At 38.0% G+C, this 21,543-nt stretch carries 21 protein-coding genes; 10 read left to right on the forward strand and 11 right to left on the reverse strand.

Annotation, left to right across the window (positions count from 1 at the left end):
• Window positions 1-377 precede the first annotated feature (377 nt).
• Together ACFINE_RS02675 and ACFINE_RS02680 are read left to right on the forward strand one after the other, a co-directional pair.
• Window positions 378-1,229, forward strand: a complete 852-nt coding sequence (locus ACFINE_RS02675; RefSeq protein WP_375620949.1) for a DNA adenine methylase — start codon at window positions 378-380, stop codon at window positions 1,227-1,229.
• An 8-nt stretch (window positions 1,230-1,237) separates the two neighbouring features.
• Window positions 1,238-2,134: a HaeIII family restriction endonuclease gene (locus tag ACFINE_RS02680; protein WP_375620950.1), complete on the forward strand. Its 897-nt coding sequence runs from the start codon at window positions 1,238-1,240 to the stop codon at window positions 2,132-2,134.
• Between the two features lie 49 nt (window positions 2,135-2,183).
• Here ACFINE_RS02680 and cobT read toward each other — a convergent pair whose 3' ends face one another.
• The 3 genes from cobT to ACFINE_RS02695 form a co-directional block, all read right to left on the reverse strand.
• Window positions 2,184-4,079, reverse strand: coding sequence for a cobaltochelatase subunit CobT (cobT, locus tag ACFINE_RS02685; RefSeq protein ID WP_375620951.1), 1,896 nt, complete (start codon window positions 4,077-4,079; stop codon window positions 2,184-2,186).
• 14 nt (window positions 4,080-4,093) lie between these two features.
• Entirely contained in the window at window positions 4,094-5,074 is a 981-nt protein-coding gene (cobS, locus tag ACFINE_RS02690) for a cobaltochelatase subunit CobS (RefSeq protein WP_375612717.1), read from the reverse strand.
• Between the two features lie 202 nt (window positions 5,075-5,276).
• Window positions 5,277-5,897 (reverse strand): J domain-containing protein, encoded by a 621-nt coding sequence (locus ACFINE_RS02695; RefSeq protein WP_375612239.1) that lies wholly within the window; start codon window positions 5,895-5,897, stop codon window positions 5,277-5,279.
• Between the two features lie 123 nt (window positions 5,898-6,020).
• On the opposite strand from ACFINE_RS02695, the gene ACFINE_RS02700 reads away from it, so the two are divergent.
• Window positions 6,021-6,293, forward strand: a complete 273-nt coding sequence (locus ACFINE_RS02700) for a BolA family protein (protein WP_375612716.1) — start codon at window positions 6,021-6,023, stop codon at window positions 6,291-6,293.
• Window positions 6,294-6,311: 18 nt separating this feature from the next.
• Here ACFINE_RS02700 and ACFINE_RS02705 read toward each other — a convergent pair whose 3' ends face one another.
• Together ACFINE_RS02705 and ACFINE_RS02710 are read right to left on the reverse strand one after the other, a co-directional pair.
• Window positions 6,312-7,280 (reverse strand): tyrosine recombinase XerC, encoded by a 969-nt coding sequence (locus tag ACFINE_RS02705; RefSeq protein ID WP_375620952.1) that lies wholly within the window; start codon window positions 7,278-7,280, stop codon window positions 6,312-6,314.
• Window positions 7,281-7,283: 3 nt separating this feature from the next.
• Window positions 7,284-8,105 (reverse strand): SapC family protein, encoded by an 822-nt coding sequence (locus ACFINE_RS02710; RefSeq protein ID WP_375620953.1) that lies wholly within the window; start codon window positions 8,103-8,105, stop codon window positions 7,284-7,286.
• A gap of 131 nt (window positions 8,106-8,236) precedes the next feature.
• On the opposite strand from ACFINE_RS02710, the gene rimM reads away from it, so the two are divergent.
• The 7 genes from rimM (at window position 8,237) to ACFINE_RS02745 (ending at window position 14,372) form a co-directional block, all read left to right on the forward strand.
• Window positions 8,237-8,794: a ribosome maturation factor RimM gene (gene rimM / locus ACFINE_RS02715; protein ID WP_375618306.1), complete on the forward strand. Its 558-nt coding sequence runs from the start codon at window positions 8,237-8,239 to the stop codon at window positions 8,792-8,794.
• A 284-nt stretch (window positions 8,795-9,078) separates the two neighbouring features.
• The gene (trmD, locus tag ACFINE_RS02720; RefSeq protein WP_375612244.1) at window positions 9,079-9,777 is read left to right on the forward strand and encodes a tRNA (guanosine(37)-N1)-methyltransferase TrmD; all 699 of its coding nucleotides are present in this window, start codon (window positions 9,079-9,081) and stop codon (window positions 9,775-9,777) included.
• Window positions 9,778-9,986: 209 nt separating this feature from the next.
• Entirely contained in the window at window positions 9,987-10,427 is a 441-nt protein-coding gene (rplS, locus tag ACFINE_RS02725) for a 50S ribosomal protein L19 (protein WP_375612245.1), read from the forward strand.
• Window positions 10,428-10,920: 493 nt separating this feature from the next.
• A complete protein-coding gene (sdhC, locus tag ACFINE_RS02730; protein ID WP_375620954.1) occupies window positions 10,921-11,322 on the forward strand; it encodes a succinate dehydrogenase, cytochrome b556 subunit in 402 nt (133 codons plus the stop codon).
• Window positions 11,323-11,340: 18 nt separating this feature from the next.
• Window positions 11,341-11,727, forward strand: a complete 387-nt coding sequence (gene sdhD, locus ACFINE_RS02735) for a succinate dehydrogenase, hydrophobic membrane anchor protein (RefSeq protein WP_375612246.1) — start codon at window positions 11,341-11,343, stop codon at window positions 11,725-11,727.
• Window positions 11,728-11,733: 6 nt separating this feature from the next.
• Window positions 11,734-13,578, forward strand: a complete 1,845-nt coding sequence (sdhA, locus tag ACFINE_RS02740) for a succinate dehydrogenase flavoprotein subunit (RefSeq protein ID WP_375620955.1) — start codon at window positions 11,734-11,736, stop codon at window positions 13,576-13,578.
• A 14-nt stretch (window positions 13,579-13,592) separates the two neighbouring features.
• A complete protein-coding gene (locus ACFINE_RS02745; protein WP_005774220.1) occupies window positions 13,593-14,372 on the forward strand; it encodes a succinate dehydrogenase iron-sulfur subunit in 780 nt (259 codons plus the stop codon).
• A 1,888-nt stretch (window positions 14,373-16,260) separates the two neighbouring features.
• Here the strand turns inward: ACFINE_RS02745 and ACFINE_RS02750 are convergent.
• From ACFINE_RS02750 to ACFINE_RS02775, 6 genes are all read right to left on the reverse strand, one after another.
• Window positions 16,261-16,536: a hypothetical protein gene (locus ACFINE_RS02750; protein WP_375612248.1), complete on the reverse strand. Its 276-nt coding sequence runs from the start codon at window positions 16,534-16,536 to the stop codon at window positions 16,261-16,263.
• Between the two features lie 1,158 nt (window positions 16,537-17,694).
• Window positions 17,695-18,756, reverse strand: coding sequence for a P-type DNA transfer ATPase VirB11 (gene virB11, locus ACFINE_RS02755; RefSeq protein ID WP_375618302.1), 1,062 nt, complete (start codon window positions 18,754-18,756; stop codon window positions 17,695-17,697).
• Window positions 18,731-19,888 carry a type IV secretion system protein VirB10 gene (virB10, locus tag ACFINE_RS02760; protein ID WP_375606219.1) on the reverse strand — a complete coding sequence of 386 codons (1,158 nt, stop codon included), beginning with the start codon at window positions 19,886-19,888 and terminating at the stop codon, window positions 18,731-18,733. Before virB10 ends, virB11 begins: the two co-directional genes overlap by 26 nt.
• Window positions 19,888-20,694 carry a P-type conjugative transfer protein VirB9 gene (gene virB9 / locus ACFINE_RS02765; protein ID WP_375606008.1) on the reverse strand — a complete coding sequence of 269 codons (807 nt, stop codon included), beginning with the start codon at window positions 20,692-20,694 and terminating at the stop codon, window positions 19,888-19,890. The genes virB10 and virB9 overlap by 1 nt, the downstream gene beginning before the upstream one ends.
• A 13-nt stretch (window positions 20,695-20,707) precedes the next feature.
• The gene (locus ACFINE_RS02770; RefSeq protein ID WP_375606007.1) at window positions 20,708-21,409 is read right to left on the reverse strand and encodes a virB8 family protein; all 702 of its coding nucleotides are present in this window, start codon (window positions 21,407-21,409) and stop codon (window positions 20,708-20,710) included.
• Window positions 21,406-21,543 (reverse strand): TrwH protein (locus ACFINE_RS02775; RefSeq protein WP_375620961.1); only part of this gene is annotated, 138 nt, incomplete at its 5' end. The genes ACFINE_RS02775 and ACFINE_RS02770, both read right to left, overlap by 4 nt.

Below are 21,543 nucleotides of genomic sequence, written 5' to 3' on the forward strand. Positions count from 1 at the left end.
GAGCATCTTATCAGCATTAAAAACAGATAATAAAGCTCTTATAAAGGATCAAAAATGTTTTGTTAAGAGTTGTGATGTCTTACTTATGATTATTTGAGCTATAAGAAACTTGGTTCTTATAAAGGAAAAAACATTTCGATATACATTTGGGTAGTATATAAATAGAAAAATAAATACCAATGGTATCAAGTCTTTTTTGACAGTTTTAAAATTTGGTTATACTGATATTTATCATTATTTTAGTAACAAATGTTTGTGCAGATATGTTAATGAATTTACAATTTGTTATAATGCGATCTCTGTAGAATTTGGCAAACGCTTCGAGTGTTTATTTTAGATAATTGTAGGTTAGAAATGCGATACTTGGAGCTGATAGTATGAATAAAATGATAAATCAAACAGATCATACAGAGGCTTTATTTGATAATTTTGTATTAACTTCCTTGAAAAAACAGAGAGAGACTAGGGAGTTGCCTATTGTAAAATCACCTCTTCGTTATCCGGGAGGGAAAAGTCGTGCTGTTCCTATGATTATTAATAACTATATAAGGAAACAGAAAACTTTATGTTCTCCTTTTGTGGGAGGCGGTTCAATTGAATTAACCTTAGCAAAAAGAGGAACAAGGGTTTATGCTTATGATGCTTTTAAGCCGCTTGTTATTTTTTGGCAGATGCTTTTGAAAGATGCTTCAGCTCTTGCAGAAAAAGTGAGAGAATATGAAGATATGACTCCCGTAATGTTTTATAATCTCCAAAAAACTTTTGGGAATATTAAAAATCAATTAGAGATTGCTGCCGTTTTTTTTGTTCTTAATCGTTCTTCTTTTTCCGGAACGACACTTTCTGGTGGTATGTCTCCAGGACATCCCCGATTCAATTATCGTTCTATTGAACGGCTTAAAGATTTTAAGATTGAAAACTTCATAGTGGAACACAGAGATTTTACAGAAAGTATTCCTAAACACTCTAACGATTTTCTTTATTGTGATCCTCCGTACCTTATTAATCAAAAACTTTACGGTCACAAAGGCGATAAACATAATTCTTTTGATCATCAAGCTCTTGCTGAACTTTTGAGAAAGCGTCAAGGATGGGTTTTATCTTATAATGATTGTGTGGAAGTTAGAGAACTTTATAAAGGACATACAATACTTAATCCTGAATGGACTTACGGTATGGGAAACAATAAAAAATCAAATGAACTCGTAATTTTGAGTAAGGATCTTTAGGAAATTGCATGAATCAGGTAGAAAATGGAAAAGCCTTTGAATATGCTTTGGCTATGGGTTTTAAAAAAGCAACAAAGGCTTCTATAGAGTTTAATTCGTCTTTTCAAATAGCGGAGTCTTTTTATAATTTATTTAATGATACTGAAAAAAGGCTTTTAAATCTTGCTTCTATTGAAGCAGCCGTTTTTTTACAGTTACATGATAAAAATATTAGAAACACGAAAACTATTGTTCTTCAGGAAGATTTTGTTGGGATCAAAGGAGATGTCCGTGATATTATTTTAAAAGTTCCTGAAAATCCTATTGGTATTTCTGCAAAACATAATCATAGCGCTATCAAACATCCTCGCCTTTCCAGTAAAATAGATTTTGGTAAAGAATGGACAGGTTATTCTTGTAGCAGCGTTTATTTCAATGAGGTTAGGCCTATTTTTGATTATTTAGCAGAGCTTAGAGATAAGAAGATGTTCTTTAGAGATATAGAGGATAAAGACAGCAGAGTTTATCTTCCAATCCTAGAAGCTTTTTCTAAAGAACTTCAAAGGCTTTGTTTAGATTATCAAGATAAATTTGTGAAGCTATTGTTTCAGTATGTTATAGGTTCTTATGATTTTTATAAGATTATGATAGATACAAGATCTAAACAAAAACGGGTTATTATTCAGTCTTTTAATTTGAATGGCACTCTAGGATATGGTCGTAAATGGAAAATTCCAAGCAAAATTTTATCCGTTGCACTAAAACCAGAAAGTAAAAACAAACTCATTATAATTTTTGAAGATGGTTGGAGCATTTCTTTTAGGATTCATAATGCATCCAGTAAAGTAGAAGCTTCCTTAAAGTTCGATATTCAATTTGTGGGATTATCTTCTCAGGTTGTTAGTCATCAAATTCCGATGGTTTAATGATAGAGATAATTTTTTAAAATGTAATCGTTGCTGATTCAAGGCAGGTTTATTTCTTATGAATATGAGTTCTTTTATCACTAAAAAGTATTTCTAATTGTTTTGTTATGGCGTCGGCGAGTTCTTCAGCATTCATAATTGTTACAGCACGTTGATAATAACGTGTGACGTCATGACCAATTCCAATGGCAATGAGTTCGATAGGGGAGTGTGTTTGGATTTCTTGAATCACTGCGCGTAAGTGTTTTTCTAAATAATTGCTGGAGTTGACCGATAGTGTCGAATCGTCAACAGGAGCACCATCAGAAATGACCATGAGGATGCGACGTTGTTCACGCCGTGATAAAAGGCGTTGATGAGCCCAAATCAAAGCTTCTCCGTCGATATTTTCTTTTAATAATCCTTCTTGCATCATCAAACCTAAATTGCGTCGTGCGCGACGCCATGGGGTATCAGCACTTTTATAGATGATATGGCATAAATCATTGAGGCGTCCAGGATTATGGAGTTTGTTTTGGGTAAGCCATTGTTCGCGCGATTTTCCCCCTTTCCAAGTTTTGGTGGTAAAACCTAAAATTTCAACTTTGACACCACAACGCTCAAGAGTTTGTGCCAAAATATCAGCACAACTTGCAGCAACGCTAATGGGGCGTCCGCGCATTGAGCCAGAATTATCAATGAGGAGTGAAACAACTGTGTCCCGAAATTGGGTGTTGCTTTCCATTTTAAAAGAAAGGGGTTGCATGGGGTCAATAATTAGACGTGGAAGCCGTGTTGTATCAAGATATCCTTCTTCAAGGTCAAAGTTCCAGTTGCGATTTTGTTGCGCCATCAAGCGGCGCTGGAGACGGTTTGCTAAACGTCCAACGATGTTTTGGAGATGATTGATTTGCTTATCAAGATAACGGCGTAAGTGATCTAACTCGTTTTCAGAACAAAAATCTGTTGCTTCCAAAATTTCATCAAATTGACGGGTGAAGATTTTATAATTGCCAAGTCTTTCCATTTGTTCCGAATCAGAAAAAAGGTGTTTGGGTTTGCTCGGCTTTTCTTGCCAAGGTCCATTTTTTTGTTCGCCGTCAGCTTGATCATTGTTGTTTGATTGTGTCGCTTGTGTTTTTCCATCATCTTGCACATCACTTTCTTGTTCAGTGCTGGTTTGTTCTTCACTTTGAGCGTGTTTTTTGTTTTTACTCTCTTCTTCTGCTTGGTCTTGAGGTTCACACGCATTTTTTAATTTTTTATTGTTTTCACTGTTAGAAGCTTCAGCTTGTTGCACTGTCATTTTGAGTGTAACAAGCATTTGGCGAACAATCTGTGCAAAAGCCTTTTGGTTGTAAATATGTTGTGGGAGTTCATTGAGTTGTGATGCTGCTTTTTGTTCGAGTTCTTTACGCCACAATTCTAAGACAGAACCCGCTTCTCTTGGAGCTGCGCGCTTTGTTATTTTTTCACGCAATAAAAGTGCAATCGCTTCTTGGATGGGGGCTTCACTTTGGTTGCTAATTTTATGATAATGGGCTCTTTTGTATTTATCGGCGAGCATGACATCAAGATTTTTTGCAAGTCCCTCCATGGCTAAAGTACCAATTGATTCAACACGTGTTTGTTCGAGGACTTCAAAGATAGCACGCGCTTCTGATTCTAGTGGAGCAAATTGCATGTGAATGCGGTTGTCATGCCATGCTTTGCGCAGAGCCATGGAATCACCTAATCCGCGGGTAATGGTGATGTCTTTATTCGTTGCGTATTGAGGTAATTCTGGTAAACGCGCACAACTTTCGCTTAAAGATGGTCGGTTATGACTAAAGGAAACTTCAAGGTTGTTTGTGCCTGCAATTGCACGCATACAGGTGGAAAGTGCTTTTTTAAAAGCTTCAGTATTAAGAGTGTTGTTTGAAGAGTCTTTTGCCGGATTTTTGTTGTCGCCAATATCGGTAGCCATGAGTGATAGATTCCTTAAGGCGAAACACCATGAATGAGTGATTCGGGAAGCTCTTGTCCAAAGGCGCGTTGATAAAATTCTGCAACAGTGGCACGTTCGAGTTCATCACATTTATTGAGAAAGGTTAATCGGAAGGCAAAGCCGACATCTTGAAAAATTGTTGTATTTTCTGCCCAAGTAATGACGGTACGTGGACTCATGACAGTTGAAAGATCTCCATTGATAAAAGATTGGCGTACCATATCAGCAACATGAACCATTTGTGAAATTGTCTTTTTTCCCTCAGCCGTTTGAAAAGATTTGACCTTTGAACAAATGATATTAACCTCTTTATCATGGGGTAAATAATTGAGTATCGTAACAATAGACCAGCGGTCCATTTGAGCTTGATTGATCTGTTGGGTACCATGATAGAGACCGGTTGTATCACCAAGACCAATGGTGTTTGCTGTTGCAAAAAGACGAAATGCTGGGTGTGGAGAGATGACACGGCTTTGATCAAGTAAGCTTAGTTTTCCAGAGGTTTCAAGAACGCGTTGGATGACAAACATAACATCGGGACGCCCCGCATCATATTCGTCGAAAACAAGAGCAATATTATTTTGATAAGCCCATGGCAAAATGCCCTCTTTAAATTCAGTGATTTGTAAGCCATCTTTTAAAACGATAGCATCTTTTCCTACAAGATCGATACGACTTACATGACTATCGAGATTAATGCGAAGACAAGGCCAGTTAAGACGTGCAGCAACTTGTTCAATATGCGTTGATTTCCCTGTACCGTGATAGCCAGAAACCATTACACGGCGGTTAAAGGTAAAACCTGCGAGAATCGCTAAAGTTGTTTGCTGATCAAAAAGATAATCAGGATCGATATCAGGAACATGGGGACTTTTTGTGCTAAAAGCAGGGACTTTCAGATCTGTTTCAATATGAAATAGATCGCGAGCACAAAGTGTAATATCGGGCAAATTTTCAACGGTAAGATTTGTCATTATGTTTCTGGAAGGGAGAGGACGCTATTTATTCATTAGAAACGATACAAGAGTTAAAGTATTTATGCAATGCTCTATAATGAGAGCCTTAGATATTGAAGAAAGATTTTTTTACGTATTCTATAATGTTTTGCAAAAAAAGTAACATTTTGCGCAAATAATGATGGTCTAAATGAAAATAGACTCATATAAGCGCATGTTTTCAGCACAAACCAGACTTTTTTAGCAAATTGTAAGCATGTAAAACATCACGAAAGCGCTCTTCTGAAGCACGATTACCACCATTGGAATCAGGATGGTGCTTTTTTACCAACTCTTTATATTTCATTTTGATGTCTTCTGCTGAAGCGTTTGCCTGTAGTCCCAGTGTATCAAAAGCTTTTGCTTCTAAGGGCTTTAATTTTCGTGAGAACTTATTGTTTGAATGCTGCCCAGTAAAAAGCGTGAAGGGATCGCGCATGCGATTTTGATAGGCAGCTGTTCCAGAGCGAATCTTTGCATAATTCGCGGCTGTTTTTTTCGATGTACCATTGCTCAGATCTGTAGGCCATGTCGGACGATGTCCTGTGAGAGCATCCTTTTGAAATTTTGCGATATCTTTATTGCTAAGACCAGAGAAGTAATTAAAATTTTTATTGTAGGCGCGTACGTGTTCAATACAAAAATATAAATATTGTCCTTCGTGATTTCGACCTGCTGGTGCTTTATGGGACCCTGTTTTTTCACAACCTTCCCACTGACACTGTTGTGCTTCTGGCTCAGCTTTTTGTTTTTTATTTGAGCTTATGCGAATTGAATCGAATAATTTAGATGTTATTGTCATATTATTGGTTTATGCAAAATTGATTAATTTTACAAGAATTGACTTTTGAAAAATTTGTTTTCACACTTATTCTATTATGAAAAAGGTTATTTTTGCACGTTCATTTTGTTTGAGGAATGAAAAATGTTTATAGAAACAATAATTCAGAGAAAGCTTCAGGATGCTTTTCATCCGCAAAAGCTTGAAGTGATTAACGAAAGTCATCTTCATGAGGGGCATCCTCATAATGAACATGCTTTTGATGGTAAAGGAGAAACACATTTTCGAGTGAAAATTTTATCTTCTTCTTTTTCTAATATGACACGCGTAGAAATACATCGAGCGATTTATAAAGTTTTACAAGAAGAGTTAGCTACTTGTGTTCATGCTTTGGCACTTGAGGTTGAAACACTCTAATTTTTTGATGAGACGTTTTTAGGAACGGGGATGGGCCTTTTGATAGATTTTTAACAAATGGTCTGTATCGACGTGGGTATAGATTTGTGTGGTGGAAAGACTAGCGTGCCCAAGAAGTTCTTGAATCGTGCGCAAATCTCCCCCCCGTGATAAAAGATGGGTGGCAAAAGAATGGCGCAGTGTATGAGGCGTTGCAGTTTCTGGTAAACCAAGGCTTGTTCGTAAGTTGCGTACAGTTTTCTGAATAATGGCGGGCTGTAGGGGACCGCCTCGCGCCCCACGAAATATGGGTTGGTTATCCAATAAAGGATATGGGCAACATTTGAGATAATTTTGTACAGCTTCGTAAACAATTTTGATGAGAGGAACAAGGCGTGTTTTGCCGCCTTTTCCTGTTATAAATAAACTTGTTTTTTCAGGATCAGAAAATTGTTCTGGTGTGAGGCTTAAGGCTTCTGATATTCGCATTCCACAGCCATAAAGAAGCATGAGGACAGCAGCATTACGCGCGGTAATCCAAGGTTCATTTTCCAGTTGATTTTCTTGTTTGACTATGTGAAGTGCTGATTTTATCGCTAAAGGTTTTGGGAGCAATTTGGGGTGTTTGGGGCTTCGGATAAGTTGAGCTGCGGGAACATTGACGATTCCTTCACGTGATAAGTATTTGAAAAAAGAACGGATGCCTGCTACTCCGCGGCTTAAAGAACGAGCACTTACATTATTTGTTCGCCGATAAGCAAGATAAGCACGCAAGTCACTAACGCGTAAATGAGCAAGATCTGTAAGAGTTGGTGTATGGCTTAAGTGTTGACAGAGAAAAGACAAAAATTGCCGCGTATCACGTTCATAGGCTTGCACTGTTTGTGCTGACATACGACGTGTTTGGGTAAGACACTCTAACCAATTTTTCCTTGCGTTTAAAATTGCATGGTCTGCTGGAATGAGAGGAATGTTTTCATCTTTTCTCTTGTCGTTTTTGATGGGCATTATCTAGTTGAGAGTTTCTTTCTTTTTAGATTTTTCATCGTTAGAATGACCATTCTTGTTTTGGGGTTGCTCTTCACGATTGATAAGTTGCTTTTCACCTTTGAGAGAGAGTATTTTCACAAGATTGTGTGTTGACATCAAATGCGCAAAAATTAATCCTAAAAAGCCATTTTTATGAAGTTTGGCAAGTTGGCTTGCTGATAATTTATTCAATTTTTCTTCATCAACAACCCAAAAATGTTCCAATTGCGCTGAGAGACCTTTATCGTTTTTCACATTGATGGATTTTTGGCTTAGGAGATCCATTTCTACAAGAGCATCAATAAACTCAGAGGTTTTCTCCATAGCGATTTTAAAACTTTCAAGAAAGCGAATACGTTCTTCCATAAAAGGAGAAATAGAGCCATCGGAATTAAAAAGTTCTGTTCCTGCAACTTCATTAAACATACCGGACTGTTGATCAAAGCAGACAGAAAGTTCTTTTTCATTGCTAATTTGTGCCAAAACAAAAGGATAGCGACGGACAAAAGCTGGAACATAAGTATTGTTTTTCCAACTTTTATCAGAAGCGATATAGTCATTTTCGTCATTAGAAAGACCGACAAGAGCTGCGGATGTGTAGTGCCGTTTTTTTTGTTCATCTTCAGCGCACATAAATAAAATAGGATAGTCTAGCGCTGCTTGAAAATATTCAGTACTTGCTAAAGGAACCCAATGAGTATCCTTGGCAAAAGACATATCACTTGGAGGAGCAAATTTTAGATTTTTATGGGAAATTTTGTTGATTGGTGTGATATCTTTGTAAAATAGCATAATATTTGCCATAAGACTTTCTCCTTTATTAATTTGTTTTTGTTACCAAGAAAGGTCTTTTAGAAGATTGTCTCATATGGCAACAAGATTGAATAGAAAACTATAAGATTGAAGGGTTCATTTTTGAGAGATAATATTTTTGCATGAAGTATAATAAAGAAAAGCTTAAAAATAAAGTCTATCTTGCCATTATTGGTATGCCTCATGGTATAAAGGGAGATGTTTTTGTTAAAATTCTAAGTGCTGAGCCACAGCGTTTCAAGTTTTACAGCACTCTTTATGATGATATGGGGCGTTCTTATGAAATTGTAACTCTTCGCATACAAAAAAATAAGGCGATTGTACGTTTTAAAGGGGTAGAAAATCGTAATGCGGCTGAGTCTTTAAAAGGTATTCGCCTTTATGTGACGCGTGATCAATTAATTGATGATTTGATGGAGGATGAGTTTTATCAAGTCGATTTAATAGGCTTGTGTGTCCAAGATTGTGGGGGGAAAATCTTAGGTGAAGTGTGTGGTTTTTTTAATTTCGGGGCTGGTGATTTGCTTGAAATACGTTTGAATACAGGTAAAAGAGTTCTTATTCCCTTTAGTAAGGCGGCGGTACCAGAAATTTGTATGGATTCTGGTTTTCTTGTTGTTGATCCCATGGCCGCTGGTTTAATTGATGGGGGAGACAATGATAAAAAGGAAATAGCTTGAATCTAAAAATAAAGATGAAGGTAAAAAACAACAGATGAATTTCGTCAATAAAAAGTGGAATGTGTGAAAATATTAAAAATGCTCTTTTGAGCAGATATTGTAAGCACTTTATCTCGAAATAGTCCTGAATTTTTAGAGTCTTTTTTAGTGCAAGTATTTAGAAGGATCGTATTGAATATGGCGCAGATCAAGAAGACTCAGATTAACGCTATAGCGTTAAAAGTCTTGTTTGTGCTATTTTTGCTATTAAGAGTCTGTTTAAGAAAATAAGGATAAGAAATAAAATGAAATTTCAGGCGCGCGTTTTAACCCTTTATCCTGAAATGTTTCCTGGTTTTTTAGGGTATTCTTTAGCAGGGCAAGCTTTAGAGCGTGGAATTTGGTCACTGGAGACGGTACAGATTAGGGATTTTGCTTTAGACAAACACCATAGCGTTGATGATAAACCTGCTGGTGGGGGAGCTGGTATGGTAATGCGGGCGGATGTATTGGCGGCTGCTCTTGATTGCTGTCCACAGGATTCGCCAAGATTGTTGATGAGTCCACGTGGACGCCCTTTTGACCAAGCTTACGCGCATAGCTTGGCTCGTGATACGGGTGTAACGTTAGTTTGTGGACGTTTTGAAGGGGTTGATGAGCGAGTCATAGAAGCACGAGAATTAGAAGAAGTTTCTATTGGTGATTATATTCTTTCAGGGGGTGAAACAGCTGCATTGGTTATCTTAGATGCTATTATACGTCTTCTGCCTGGAGTGATGGGGAATGCAGCTTCTGCAAGGTGTGAAAGTTTTGAAAATGACTTGCTGGAACATCCGCAATATACCCGCCCTTCTCTTTTCGAAGGGCGGGGTATTCCGCCTGTATTGCTCTCAGGTCATCACAAAGCGATCGCAGATTGGCGTCAAAGCCAAGCCGAATTGTTAACACGTCAACGTCGCCCTGATCTTTATGCACGTTATAATAAAAATCATCAGAAAACTTGATTCATATGATAAGGTGGTGTATTGCATGGCTCTCTTTTTAGAGAGTTTTTTATAAAAGGTTTTCTGTAGTTCCAAAATTAAAATGAAGGAATGGTGTATTCGCTCCTGTGTAAGACATAGCCTAAAGAGCTCCTTATTCTTAATAAAGGCTTTTTTGGTAAGAGTTGAGCGCTCTGACTGTTCGATAAAGAACATGAAGGATAAAAGAAATGAATATTATCGCACAGCTTGAAGCTGAACAATGTGCAAAAATTGAAGAAAAGCGCCAATTTCCAGCATTTCAGCCAGGAGATACAGTCCGTGTTATGGTGCGTGTGACAGAAGGTACACGGACGCGTGTTCAGGCTTATGAAGGTGTCTGTATTGCGCGTTCAGGCGGTGGGTTGAATGAGACCTTTACAGTACGCAAGATTTCTTATGGTGAAGGGGTGGAGAGGGTATTTCCTGTTTATTCTCCTTTGATTGAAGGTGTTGAGCTGGTGCGCCGTGGTAAAGTGCGCCGTGCAAAACTCTATTATCTACGTGGCTTGAGAGGTAAAGCTGCACGTATCGCTGAAAAGAGAGATTATCGGAAAAAAGCTGAAAAGGTTGTTGAGAAAGTAGAAGCAGCATCTGTCAGCACAGATGTTGAAAAGCAAGTTTCTGAGTAAAGATTATATCGGCTAAACTTTATGCAAAAGCGGCTTTTATGCCGCTTATTTGTGTCTTTCTTGATTCGTTTTGCCTTTTAAAAGGCTTGGAGTGGACATAAAAATGTTCAATCTATCAATTTTTCCTCTTTTTATTCTTAATTATGGGTGCAGTTTAAGAGACTATTGCATATATCGTGAATACTCAAAAGGATAAGTTTAATCTGAAAAAATGTCTGTTTATATTTGGAAACGATTTTAGACCTTTGACGTGAAGATAAAAGTGTATTAGATTAAGGCGAGTTTTGCGGATCATATCCAGGGAGTAATCGGTTTTTTATGCGTGACCTTTAATCCGTTATTTGAGACAACCGACCTGTAATATCGGTATCTTGAGATGCCAAACAAGTAAAAACGAGAGAGTATGTTTAGTCGTTTTGCGCGACTTTCTCGTTCATTGCGGTTGCAAAAACCAGGTCAGGATATTTTATGATAAACCAGGTCAGGATATTTTATGATAGAGACAACTAGGATAAAAGAGCGCCCTCGTTCCCCTCATATAAGTATTTATCGTTGGACAATTACTATGGCCATGTCCATTGCACACCGAATTACGGGTATGGCGCTTTATGTTGGAACGGTTTTTCTTGCTGTTTGGTTAATTGCTATTGCGTGTGGCGAGGAGACATTTAAAACAGTTTACGAAATTTATAGTTCTTGGTTTGGATTGTGTATTTTGTTTCTTTATACTTTGGCAGGGGTTCATCACATGGTTGGTGGTGTTCGCCACATTGTTTGGGATCTGAAGCCTTGCCTTTTGGCAAAAGAAAAGGCAACAGTCACTGCTTGGGCGACAGTGTTTATTTCTCTTATTGTTACTTTTGCGATTTGGATTATTGGATATACCGTTGTTTAGCTGGGGGTGAAAAGAGACATGAAAAAAGATTTTCGAACGGAACTTGGAAAAGTACGGGGGCGTGGCAGTGCTCATGAAGGAACAGAGCATTTTTGGCTAGAACGTTTGACGGGGTTTATCAATCTACCACTTTTGATATTTTTTATTGTTCTTATTCTTTCGCTTGTGGGCAAGGATTATAGTATTGTGCGTGCAAGACTTGCACATCCTATTGTTGCTATTTTGATGGGGTTGATGACTTTTTCGGTCCTTTATCATATGAAACTTGGTATGCAGGTGGTGATTGAAGATTATATTCCACGTGAAGGTTTTCGGATATTCTTTTTGACGTTAAATATTTTATTTTGTTTTCTCATAGGTGGTATCATTATTTTTTCTCTTTTGAAAATTGCATTAGGGGGTTAAACAAGTATGGCGGGTACAGGATCATCTCTGGGTGCTAAAGCAGGTAACGCCCCTTATCGCACTGTGGATCATAAATTTGATGTTGTTGTTGTTGGGGCAGGTGGTGCAGGATTACGTGCGACACTGGGTATGGCAGAACAAGGATTAAAGACAGCTTGTATTACGAAGGTTTTTCCAACGCGCTCACATACGGTTGCAGCACAAGGGGGAATTGCTGCATCGCTTTCAAATATGGGACCTGACAATTGGCAGTGGCATTTATATGATACCGTGAAAGGTTCTGATTGGTTGGGCGATACCGATGCAATGGAATATTTGGTGCGTAATGCTCCTGCTGCTGTGTATGAATTAGAACATTATGGCGTTCCTTTTTCGCGAACGCAAGAAGGCAAAATTTATCAGCGTCCTTTTGGTGGACATACGACACAATTTGGTGAAGGTCCACCTGTTCAGCGTACTTGCGCAGCAGCTGACCGTACAGGCCATGCCATTTTGCATACGCTTTATGGACAAAGCTTAAAGCATAATGCGCAATTTTTTATTGAATATTTTGCACTCGATCTCATCATGACGGATGGGGTTTGTACGGGGGTTGTGGCATGGAATCTCGATGATGGTACAATACATCGTTTTTCTGCCAAAATGGTTGTTCTTGCAACCGGTGGTTATGGACGCGCTTATTTTTCTGCGACATCGGCGCATACCTGTACGGGTGATGGTGGTGGAATGATCGCACGTGCTGGATTGCCACTTCAGGATATGGAGTTTGTGCAATTCCATCCGACAGGGATTTACGGTTCTGGCTGCTTAATTACAGAAGGAGCTCGTGGTGAAGGAGGCTATTTAATCAATTCTGAAGGTGAACGCTTTATGGAGCGCTATGCACCTTCCTTTAAGGATTTGGCTTCACGTGATTTGGTTTCACGTTGTATCACACTTGAAATTCGTGAAGGACGTGGCGTTGGACCTAAGAAGGACCATATTCATTTGGTTCTCAATCATATTGATCCTGCAATCTTGCATGAGCGGTTACCAGGGATTTCAGAATCAGCACGGATATTTGCAGGGGTGGATGTAACAAAAGAGCCTATCCCCATCTTGCCAACGGTTCATTATAATATGGGTGGGATTCCTACCAATTACTACGGGGAAGTTCTCAATCCAACGGCTGATTCGCCTGATCGTATTCAACCAGGGCTGATGGCGGTAGGAGAAGCAGGATGTGCTTCTGTTCATGGTGCTAACCGCTTGGGGTCAAATTCATTAATTGATCTTGTGGTGTTTGGTCGTGCTGCTGCCATTCGCGCGGGTGAAGTTATTGATCGGAATGCAGAAATTCCACCCATCAATGAAGAAGCTGTTGACGAAATTATAGCGCGTTTTGATCGTTTACGTTTTGCACAAGGGGCAATACCAACAGCTGTATTGCGTGAAAAAATGCAACGCACGATGCAAGAAGACGCAGCAGTCTTCCGTACAGAAGATTCTTTGAAACAGGGATGTCAACGGATGAATAAAATCTGGGGGGAATTGTCGGATCTCAAAGTCACAGATCGTTCTCTGATATGGAATTCTGATTTGGTTGAAACATTAGAGCTTGAAAATCTTATGGCGAATGCAATCATGACTGTTCATTCTGCCGAAGCACGTTCAGAAAGCCGTGGTGCTCACGCTCGTGAAGATTATCCAGAGCGTGATGATAAAAACTGGCGTAAACATACGATTTCACATTTGTCAAAAGAGGGTAAGGTGACATTATCATATCGACCTGTCCATGTGGACCCGTTAACATCTGAAGCTGATGGTGGGATCGATTTAAAGCGCATTGCACCTAAAAAACGGGTTTATTAAGGGGAGAATAAAATATGGTACAAATTAAGCTTCCCAAAAATTCTCAAGTAAAACCGGGAAAGGTTTGGCCTAAACCTGAAGGCGCTACAAAGCTGACGGAATTTCACGTGTATCGTTGGTCGCCTGATGATGAGGAAAATCCTCATTTAGATACTTATTATGTGGATCGTTCTGCTTGTGGTCCTATGATTCTTGATGGGCTTTTGTTTATTAAAAACCATATTGATCCAACTTTGACACTTCGTCGATCATGCCGTGAAGGCATCTGTGGTTCATGTGCGATGAATATTGATGGAACCAATACATTAGCTTGTACCAAAGGGATGGATGATGTAAAACATCCCATTAAGGTCTATCCGTTGCCTTCCATGCCGGTTGTTAAAGATTTGGTTCCTGATTTAAAGCGTTTTTATGCACAACACCGAGTCATTGAGCCTTGGTTGCAAACAGTTTCTCCTGAACCTGCAAAAGAATGGTTACAAAGTCACTCCGATCGCCAAAAAATCGATGGCCTTTATGAATGTATTTTGTGTGCGTGTTGTCAGACTTCATGTCCAAGTTATTGGTGGAACGGTGATCGTTATTTGGGGCCCGCTGTTTTGCTTCAAGCTTATCGCTGGATTGCGGATTCACGTGATGAGATGTGTGGTGAACGTCTTGATAATTTAGAAGATCCTTTCCGCCTTTATCGTTGCCATACGATTATGAATTGTGCGCAAACTTGTCCAAAGGGATTAAATCCAGCGAAAGCAATTGCTGAAATTAAAAAACTCATGGTTGAACGCCGCCTCTGAAAATTTACTGATTGATCAAAATAAAGCGCAAGGTGGAAAATTGTATCTCCTTTTAGCAATTAAATCTCTAAAAGAAGATCGGCTGCTTATGGGGGCGCAGTAGCTATAATCATTCTAAAAGTGAAGTAATCCCTAAAAATTTAAGCAATCCTTGTAGAAGCAATCCTTGCAATGGCTGAGCAGAAAACTCATAGTTGAATATTATCTTTGAAAATTGACCGATTAACGAACAGTAAAAAGAAAAATAGAAAATTGTGCGTGTTTTTGTGCCTCTTTGAGGCTTAATATCTAAAAATTTATTGGCTTCTATGAGGCGGTTAGTATAGTTATTATTGCCTTTAAAAGGCATTAGTCTTTCGAGTAAACTATACTTTAAATAGCGTTCTATGTAAAAACAATAAAATCAATATGCCATGTGTTTTTATTTTTATTAAATTCGCATCATAATTTATAATTTGATGCAGATTCAAGTAATCATTTTTTATAAAAAATGATTACTCTGTATAAATAGAGCACAAAAAATAAATGCTGATACAAATATTATAACGCATGTAAATTATCTAAATGAAATACAAAGGAGTGATCATTATGACAATTCGTCATTTTACGACACATTTATTGTAATATCGAAAACATTGCTAATATTCAAGGATTAGGAATTTTTGATAATATCATTATATATATAAAGGTCATATTTTTTGTTTTAAAGATTGGATTGTTAATCGCATTAAAAAGCAAAATTTATAGTTCTTAAAAAATGGAGAACGTAAAATCCCTCTCTATTGTAGAGATAGATATATAGTTAAGGGGGTAGTAATTTAAAAATATTGTAACATCATAGATTTAAATTCACTAAAGAGCAAATAAGACGTTTTTAAAAAATATCAAATTTATAGTTTTTTCTAAAAATTTAGAAAACACTAGTGAGAATTCTAAGAACACATGTTGCGAATGTGGAATAGGGATGTTTATAGGTTCGTTTGAGTTGAATGAATTCAATCATCAAAGAAAACATGTTGTATTTTTATGAGTTTCGTAGGTTTTTATTTTATATGTTTTTATCTATAAAAAATAGAGATTTCTAGGTTTAGGTCTTATTTATAATGTTAGGGGATTTCATTTTTTCTTGTATATATGCTGAAGAAAGTTATTTAAGCGGTAAAAGTGTTTTTTATTTTATTTTTTAGCATAAAGATATTTCTTAACATGAAAGAGAGGTGTCCAAGTATTAACGGTATAATCAGCCATTGTTTTGGTATTTATTCTGTTGTGCTGTAAAACACTATCTTATTTAGGATGTGGTAATTAGAGTGGTTAGAAGGTGAAATCTGCTAGGTGAGGGGGCGGATTGTTTGCAGATCAGTGGCGTGTTAAGAGGCTTCGTCCTTTGAGGTGTAATAGGTGGAGTCTGTTAGCCAATTACGTAAACTAGAGCGAAATCTACGTGGACAGGTTTTTAACCTAACCTCTCTTATATATTGTGATAGGAAATTCACCTTAATAAGGACTACGACCGGTTACAGAAAACAGAAATCATTGCGAAAAAACAAGCGTGCTTGTTTTAAAATTTTTAATATTTGTGATCATAGTGACATGCGAAATCTCCTGTAGTATCACGCAGACCGTTCGTATTCTCGAGCCAAGAGTTGTCCATATATCCTCTTCAATCTGATCTTCACGAATTGATGCAAGAGATGGGTACGAACACCTGTAAGAATAAGCAGACGCAAAGCCAGTTGTATCATTATTGTTGCTTTGCAGAGTGTTTGATAAAAATCTGGAACATTTCTCCAATTCATTGCCGGTTTATTAATGACTTTATGGCGTTGTTTTTCTAAAAGAGCTTTTGCTGTTGCAGCTTTTACTTATCAAATGGGAGTTAAGAGTATTATGTATCTCTGTTGGCGTAATCTTTGAAAGTTGCTATACAGCCGCCTAATTTGAGGAGAATATGAAGCTGTAAAGGTGCAAACCAGTTTCCATTTTTAGCATCATTTTTTAATTCTGCTTTACGACTTTCAAAAGCATCTAGAGTAATGTCTTTTAAATAATAGAGATTACGCATTGCTTCACGCTTTTGTTTCTCTCGTTCTTTAATAAGATCAAAACCCTTATGTAAAACAGAACGCCCCGAGCCAAATACACTTTGCTTGTCAATTTGCAAGCTTGTTTTTAAGAAACCTTTCTTTAAGGTGCCTAAGCTTATTTCACTAAAGAGCTCGTGGATGGTATAATGGTAAAGCCTCGATGAATAATATAAAATTTATAGAGCATCTCCATTTTTACACTTCATAAAAGAGCAAGTTGGGCGCCATTAGACACTTTGCAAACTCCCAATGTTGTGACAATTTTTGGCATTTTGGATGGTTTATAAAAGGCATTTTTAGTGCTTTTTTGTACAGTTTCATTCTATACGGCTTTATTTACTTATAATGTGCAAGAGACATGGTTTTGGTTAATAAACAGCTTTGAAATGAGAGAATCCTACGGTACTAAGATCTCTTATCCAACACGCAAAATAATGAACACTCTTTATAAGTCAATGTGACGTGGCTTAAGAAGAGTGATTGTAGGTCTGTTCTTTTAGGAATTTTTGCTTTTTGTGGTGCAGAGAAGAGAGCAGGAATATTCAGAGTAGAGCTTACCTTATGGAATCTATGGATATCGTCTTTAGGAGAGGGACATAAGCCACGTGATATGGTTAGCAAAGCTTGCTTAAGAGAAATTTGGTTGTTTACGAACAATTGGAGGTTAAGAATCTTTCTTCGTCCGAAGAAGACGTCTATATACCACTATACTTTTTATTACCAAATAGAATGTAGTTTATGGATGCTAAATCGAAATGATAATTTATTTCGTATGAGGTTTTCCGTATTTGGAGATTGTTTGGTTAAAAAACATATTTATTAATCACTTGAAAATAGCGCTTAGAATTTTTAAACGATAAGTTTTGGTCTTGATGACGATAATTATTTGTGATGATCGAAAGTACCTATTTTACGAAGCTTTCATTGATAGGCGAATCAAAATTTATTCTTTTCTTTTGTTTAAATATTTATTTTGCAGCTATTTTTTCTTTTTTGCATCAAAGATACTTTTCAAAAGGTAAATGGAAAGAATGATCAAAGGCAAGAGAATAAAGAGAGCCTTATGTATAATTTGGTTTTCTCGTAGAGTTGTTGTCTATTAACTTTTTTCTTCATGAAGAGTGTAGAAAATCCATCGGAGAAGCAAAGAGAATAGGAAAAGTTAAATAAATAGCCGTAACAATTAGTTACGGCTATTTTTGTTTGCTTCATATTACCGAGAGAGGAAGCTCCCCTTAAGCGATTTTTGATTTAGCAAAAATCGGGTCGTAAAAGACTTCAGAGAGTTTTCTATCTTTAAAGAACAACACTACGTCAACTGTTGTATAGAGAACGATTTTTATCATTTCTAACTCGAGTTGCCGGCCAATTTCTGATCTTTTAATCAAGGTGGCACATCGCTCAAATGTCTGCAAAGCGCTGTTAGCATGCGTTGTTGTAATCGATCCGGGATGACCAGTGTTGAGCGAATTGAGATATTCCCATGCTTCATTGCCTCGCAATTCAGCGAGAAAAATTCTGTCAGGCGACTGACGCATACACGCATCTAGGCATTCTTCAGCTGAAACACGACCTACATTGTTACCATAAATCATATGTACATGATTGGGATGATTGGGTAGAAAAAGCTCATGAACATCTTCAATTGTGATAATACGCTCCTCTACAGGGACCTTTTCAATTAAAGAGCGAGCAAATGTTGTTTTACCAGATCCTGTTTTGCCTGCAATAATAATGTTGCGTTTGTGAAGGACGCATTCTTCCAAAAATTCAAGAATTTTTCCCTCACGTTTACTTTGTAAGAGTTGAACTTCAAATGGTTCCAACCGTGTGAAGTCTTGCCTCGATAACAAGTTATTGGCTTCTTTTGCTGAAGGCTTATTAAAACTTACATCAGAAAAATCGTCAAATGCCCCTTCTTCTTTGAGTTCTTCTAACGTTTTAACTATGAGAGAATGTTTACGAATTACAAAGGAAAGAGCACCATCAACAACAGCTGGTGTTTGTATAATTGTACCACGTTGTCCACCAGGCAAGAGCACATAATTAATACTTCTGGGAGCCATACCGTTATAAACGATAATAGCTGTAATAAGCGTTTGCAAAAAAGTGGTTGTTAACTCTGGTACGCTATGTACTTGCCAACCCTTAAAGCTTTTCGTCCATACTTCACAGGGGCGGCAAATCGATAATTCAGTGATCGTGGGATCTTCTAAAAAACAATCAAGCGGTTGCAGAAGCTGAAAAACTGCTTGATCTTTTTGTATCGGGTTAACGTGTGACGAGACTGTAGACATCGCTGAAATCCAGATCACGAGCAACAAAAATATTTACTCGTTCGCCTTGGTTTTTGTAAAGTGTTGGTGTGATATTGATGGAATTTTGAAGAACATCGATTGCTATAGATTCAGCATTCTGAGCTCCTTTATTTTGTGAGTTATCTTTATTTTCTTTGCTGCTTTTACCAACTTTTCCTCTTACCCATTCTCCTAAATCACCGATAATGCTTACCATAATTGCACTACCAAATCGTTCCCAAAAATGTCTGTCAACCCAGCCACCAATACCCGCTTCACCCAGAGGACCTGTGCCTGGTGAGTCAAGATTGACAACAACACCAGAAGGCGTTTCAATGCGTAACCATTGCACAAACACGCGCGTTTGTCCTTGTTGTATGCCACTTTGGTAAAAACCAACGACTTTAGAACCACGGTCAAGCAAAACAACACGTCCACTCGTGGAATAAATATCGCGTGTTAAATGACACGTCGTCATTCCGGGTTGTGATGTAATGATTTTTGTTTCTAATGTACAATCTATTTGCGTTCCTTGTGTAATCAAAAAGTCACGGTTACGAAGTTGCATCGCATGTGATTGACCTAAACGCACAGGCTGAAGGTTATCAAATAATACGCCATTACCTCTATCATTATTCGATGCTTTATTATTTGTATCTGTAGATCCTTCGCTACCACCGTTGTTAAGGCTAGAACTGAGCATACGTTTGCGTGCTAATTCTTCAGAATCTTGGAGCATATGTGGAGGAATGGCTGTTTGAAGAAGCTTACTCAAGGCCGGTGGAATATCCAAGTTTGAATCTTCTGTTTGTGTTGATTTTTCTGCTTCTTCTACAATCTTTGGCTCTTCTATAATCCGAGGGACATAGTTTGGTATAATTTGCTGTACTATTTGTTGTGGTTTTTCTTCCTCAACCTCCACGGTATTACGCATTTTAAAAGCTTTCCAAGTCAAGGCAATCGGTATCGCTACTATGACAATAAGTCCTACCATTAACAATGCACGGGTACCTGGAATTGTTGGACGACGTTCAGAACCTAGTTCGGACCCTCCATAGGTACCTTCAATATGTTTTTGTTCGACGTTGTCCAGTTTTGTACCTTTTCCCTCTCCTTCCTTATTGTCAAACATCATTTTCCTCCTTTATTGATACGATAAACCACCGAAGATACTGTCCCTGTTGTGTTTGGTACGCCATTGGGGTCATAGGCTTCATTAAAAACAGCTAGAGCGCGTTTACCAAGCCGTATAAGCCATTTAGGATTGACCTTATGAACGGCGATAATATCATTAGAACTGCCGATAACGGTGCGTGGTATTAAGCTTTCATTACCTTCAGCATCTACGACATAAATCGATGGCATATCCATGTTAGCGGGAAATTTAAAGTAAGTAATACGCCCATTGTCCCAAGCATTTATCGGAGCAATATCTTGGTGACCACTCATGGTATAACTGAGATTATAGCCGTTGACGCTTTGGTGAAAACCACGTTCAATCGCAAGGCGTCGATTGTTTTCTTCTGACTTTTCATCGTTTGAATCGGGATAATGGAAAGCCAATTCATATGTTGATCCCGCACGGTCATTCCGAAATTGTAGTCGGAATTTATAACTCCGTTTGTCGGTTACAACGATGAGATTGGTATTGGCAAGTTCTGCTTTTGGTTTAATAAAAATATGCCGCCCTTTATGAGCAAAGGCATAGGCTTCAGAATCACCAAAGGCATGAGTTATGTACTGTTCACCTTCTTCAAGAATAATATGTGTTGCCACACCAAGAACTGTTTCAATTTGAACCACATCGGCTTCGTTATATGTTATATAGCGAATGCGGTGATCATATTGTGAATTTGATGGACTTTTGAGCGCCTGCACAGGTACCGTATAAAGAGAAGAAAACGAAGACAATAGAACAACGAACGCAAGTTTTTTCATAACAATCAATTCCTTAATCATTCAACAGTATTTCTGGGTCAGAACGGTAACTTGTTACTTGAAAACCAAGGGGGTTAAGCAATCGATCAGATGATTTCATGGGTGCACCAACATAGGTGTAACCAATTGTTGCAATTTGGTGCTGTTTTGGTCCAGTAGCAGCACCGTTGCTGTCAAGTTGCTGAGTCGTAAAACGTACAGTTGCTTGACCGAGTCCATTAGGCTGGATTGATCGTACTTTAACTGTAATACGTGCTTTGTTGGAAAGCACTTTGTCCCGTGCATTTTCTCCATCATAGATTTTATAATATTCTTGTTGAACAGATGCCGCACTTAAAAGTGCTGTTGTGTCATAGTTCAGTTGAATAGTATCGTAGTCGTAAGTTTCGCGGTTAAGTACATATTGGTTTAGCCAATATCTATCTACAACTTCACCATAGCTTTCTTCGTGTTCACGCATGATTGAGATAACATCAACTGCACCCGTCGTATTATCAACGCGCAATACTAAGGGAGTTGGAGCTGGTTGAGAAAATCCAACAACTCCACATATCATACCGAATAAGCCAAAAAGACCCACAGTACTCGCAACACGCCATGCCGTTCTGCGCGACCTTATAAATTCATTGATAAGATCACGTTCTAAGCCACGGCTTTCTTCATAATAACTTCTAAGTTGTTCGGCTTTCACTGGTTTTGCTTGTTTTGTTTTCATCTGTCTCCTCGCTTGATTTCGGCAGGGATTGTTTTATTAATAGGCACGCGGTTCCTGTCATTGGGCTGTTTTAGCTTTGGTGCTAATGCACAAGCCGATAAAAGGTTTGCAATCAAAATTATAAGAATGATCGA

This window comes from Bartonella sp. AA97HXZ (assembly GCF_042196985.1).
GTDB lineage: Bacteria > Pseudomonadota > Alphaproteobacteria > Rhizobiales > Rhizobiaceae > Bartonella.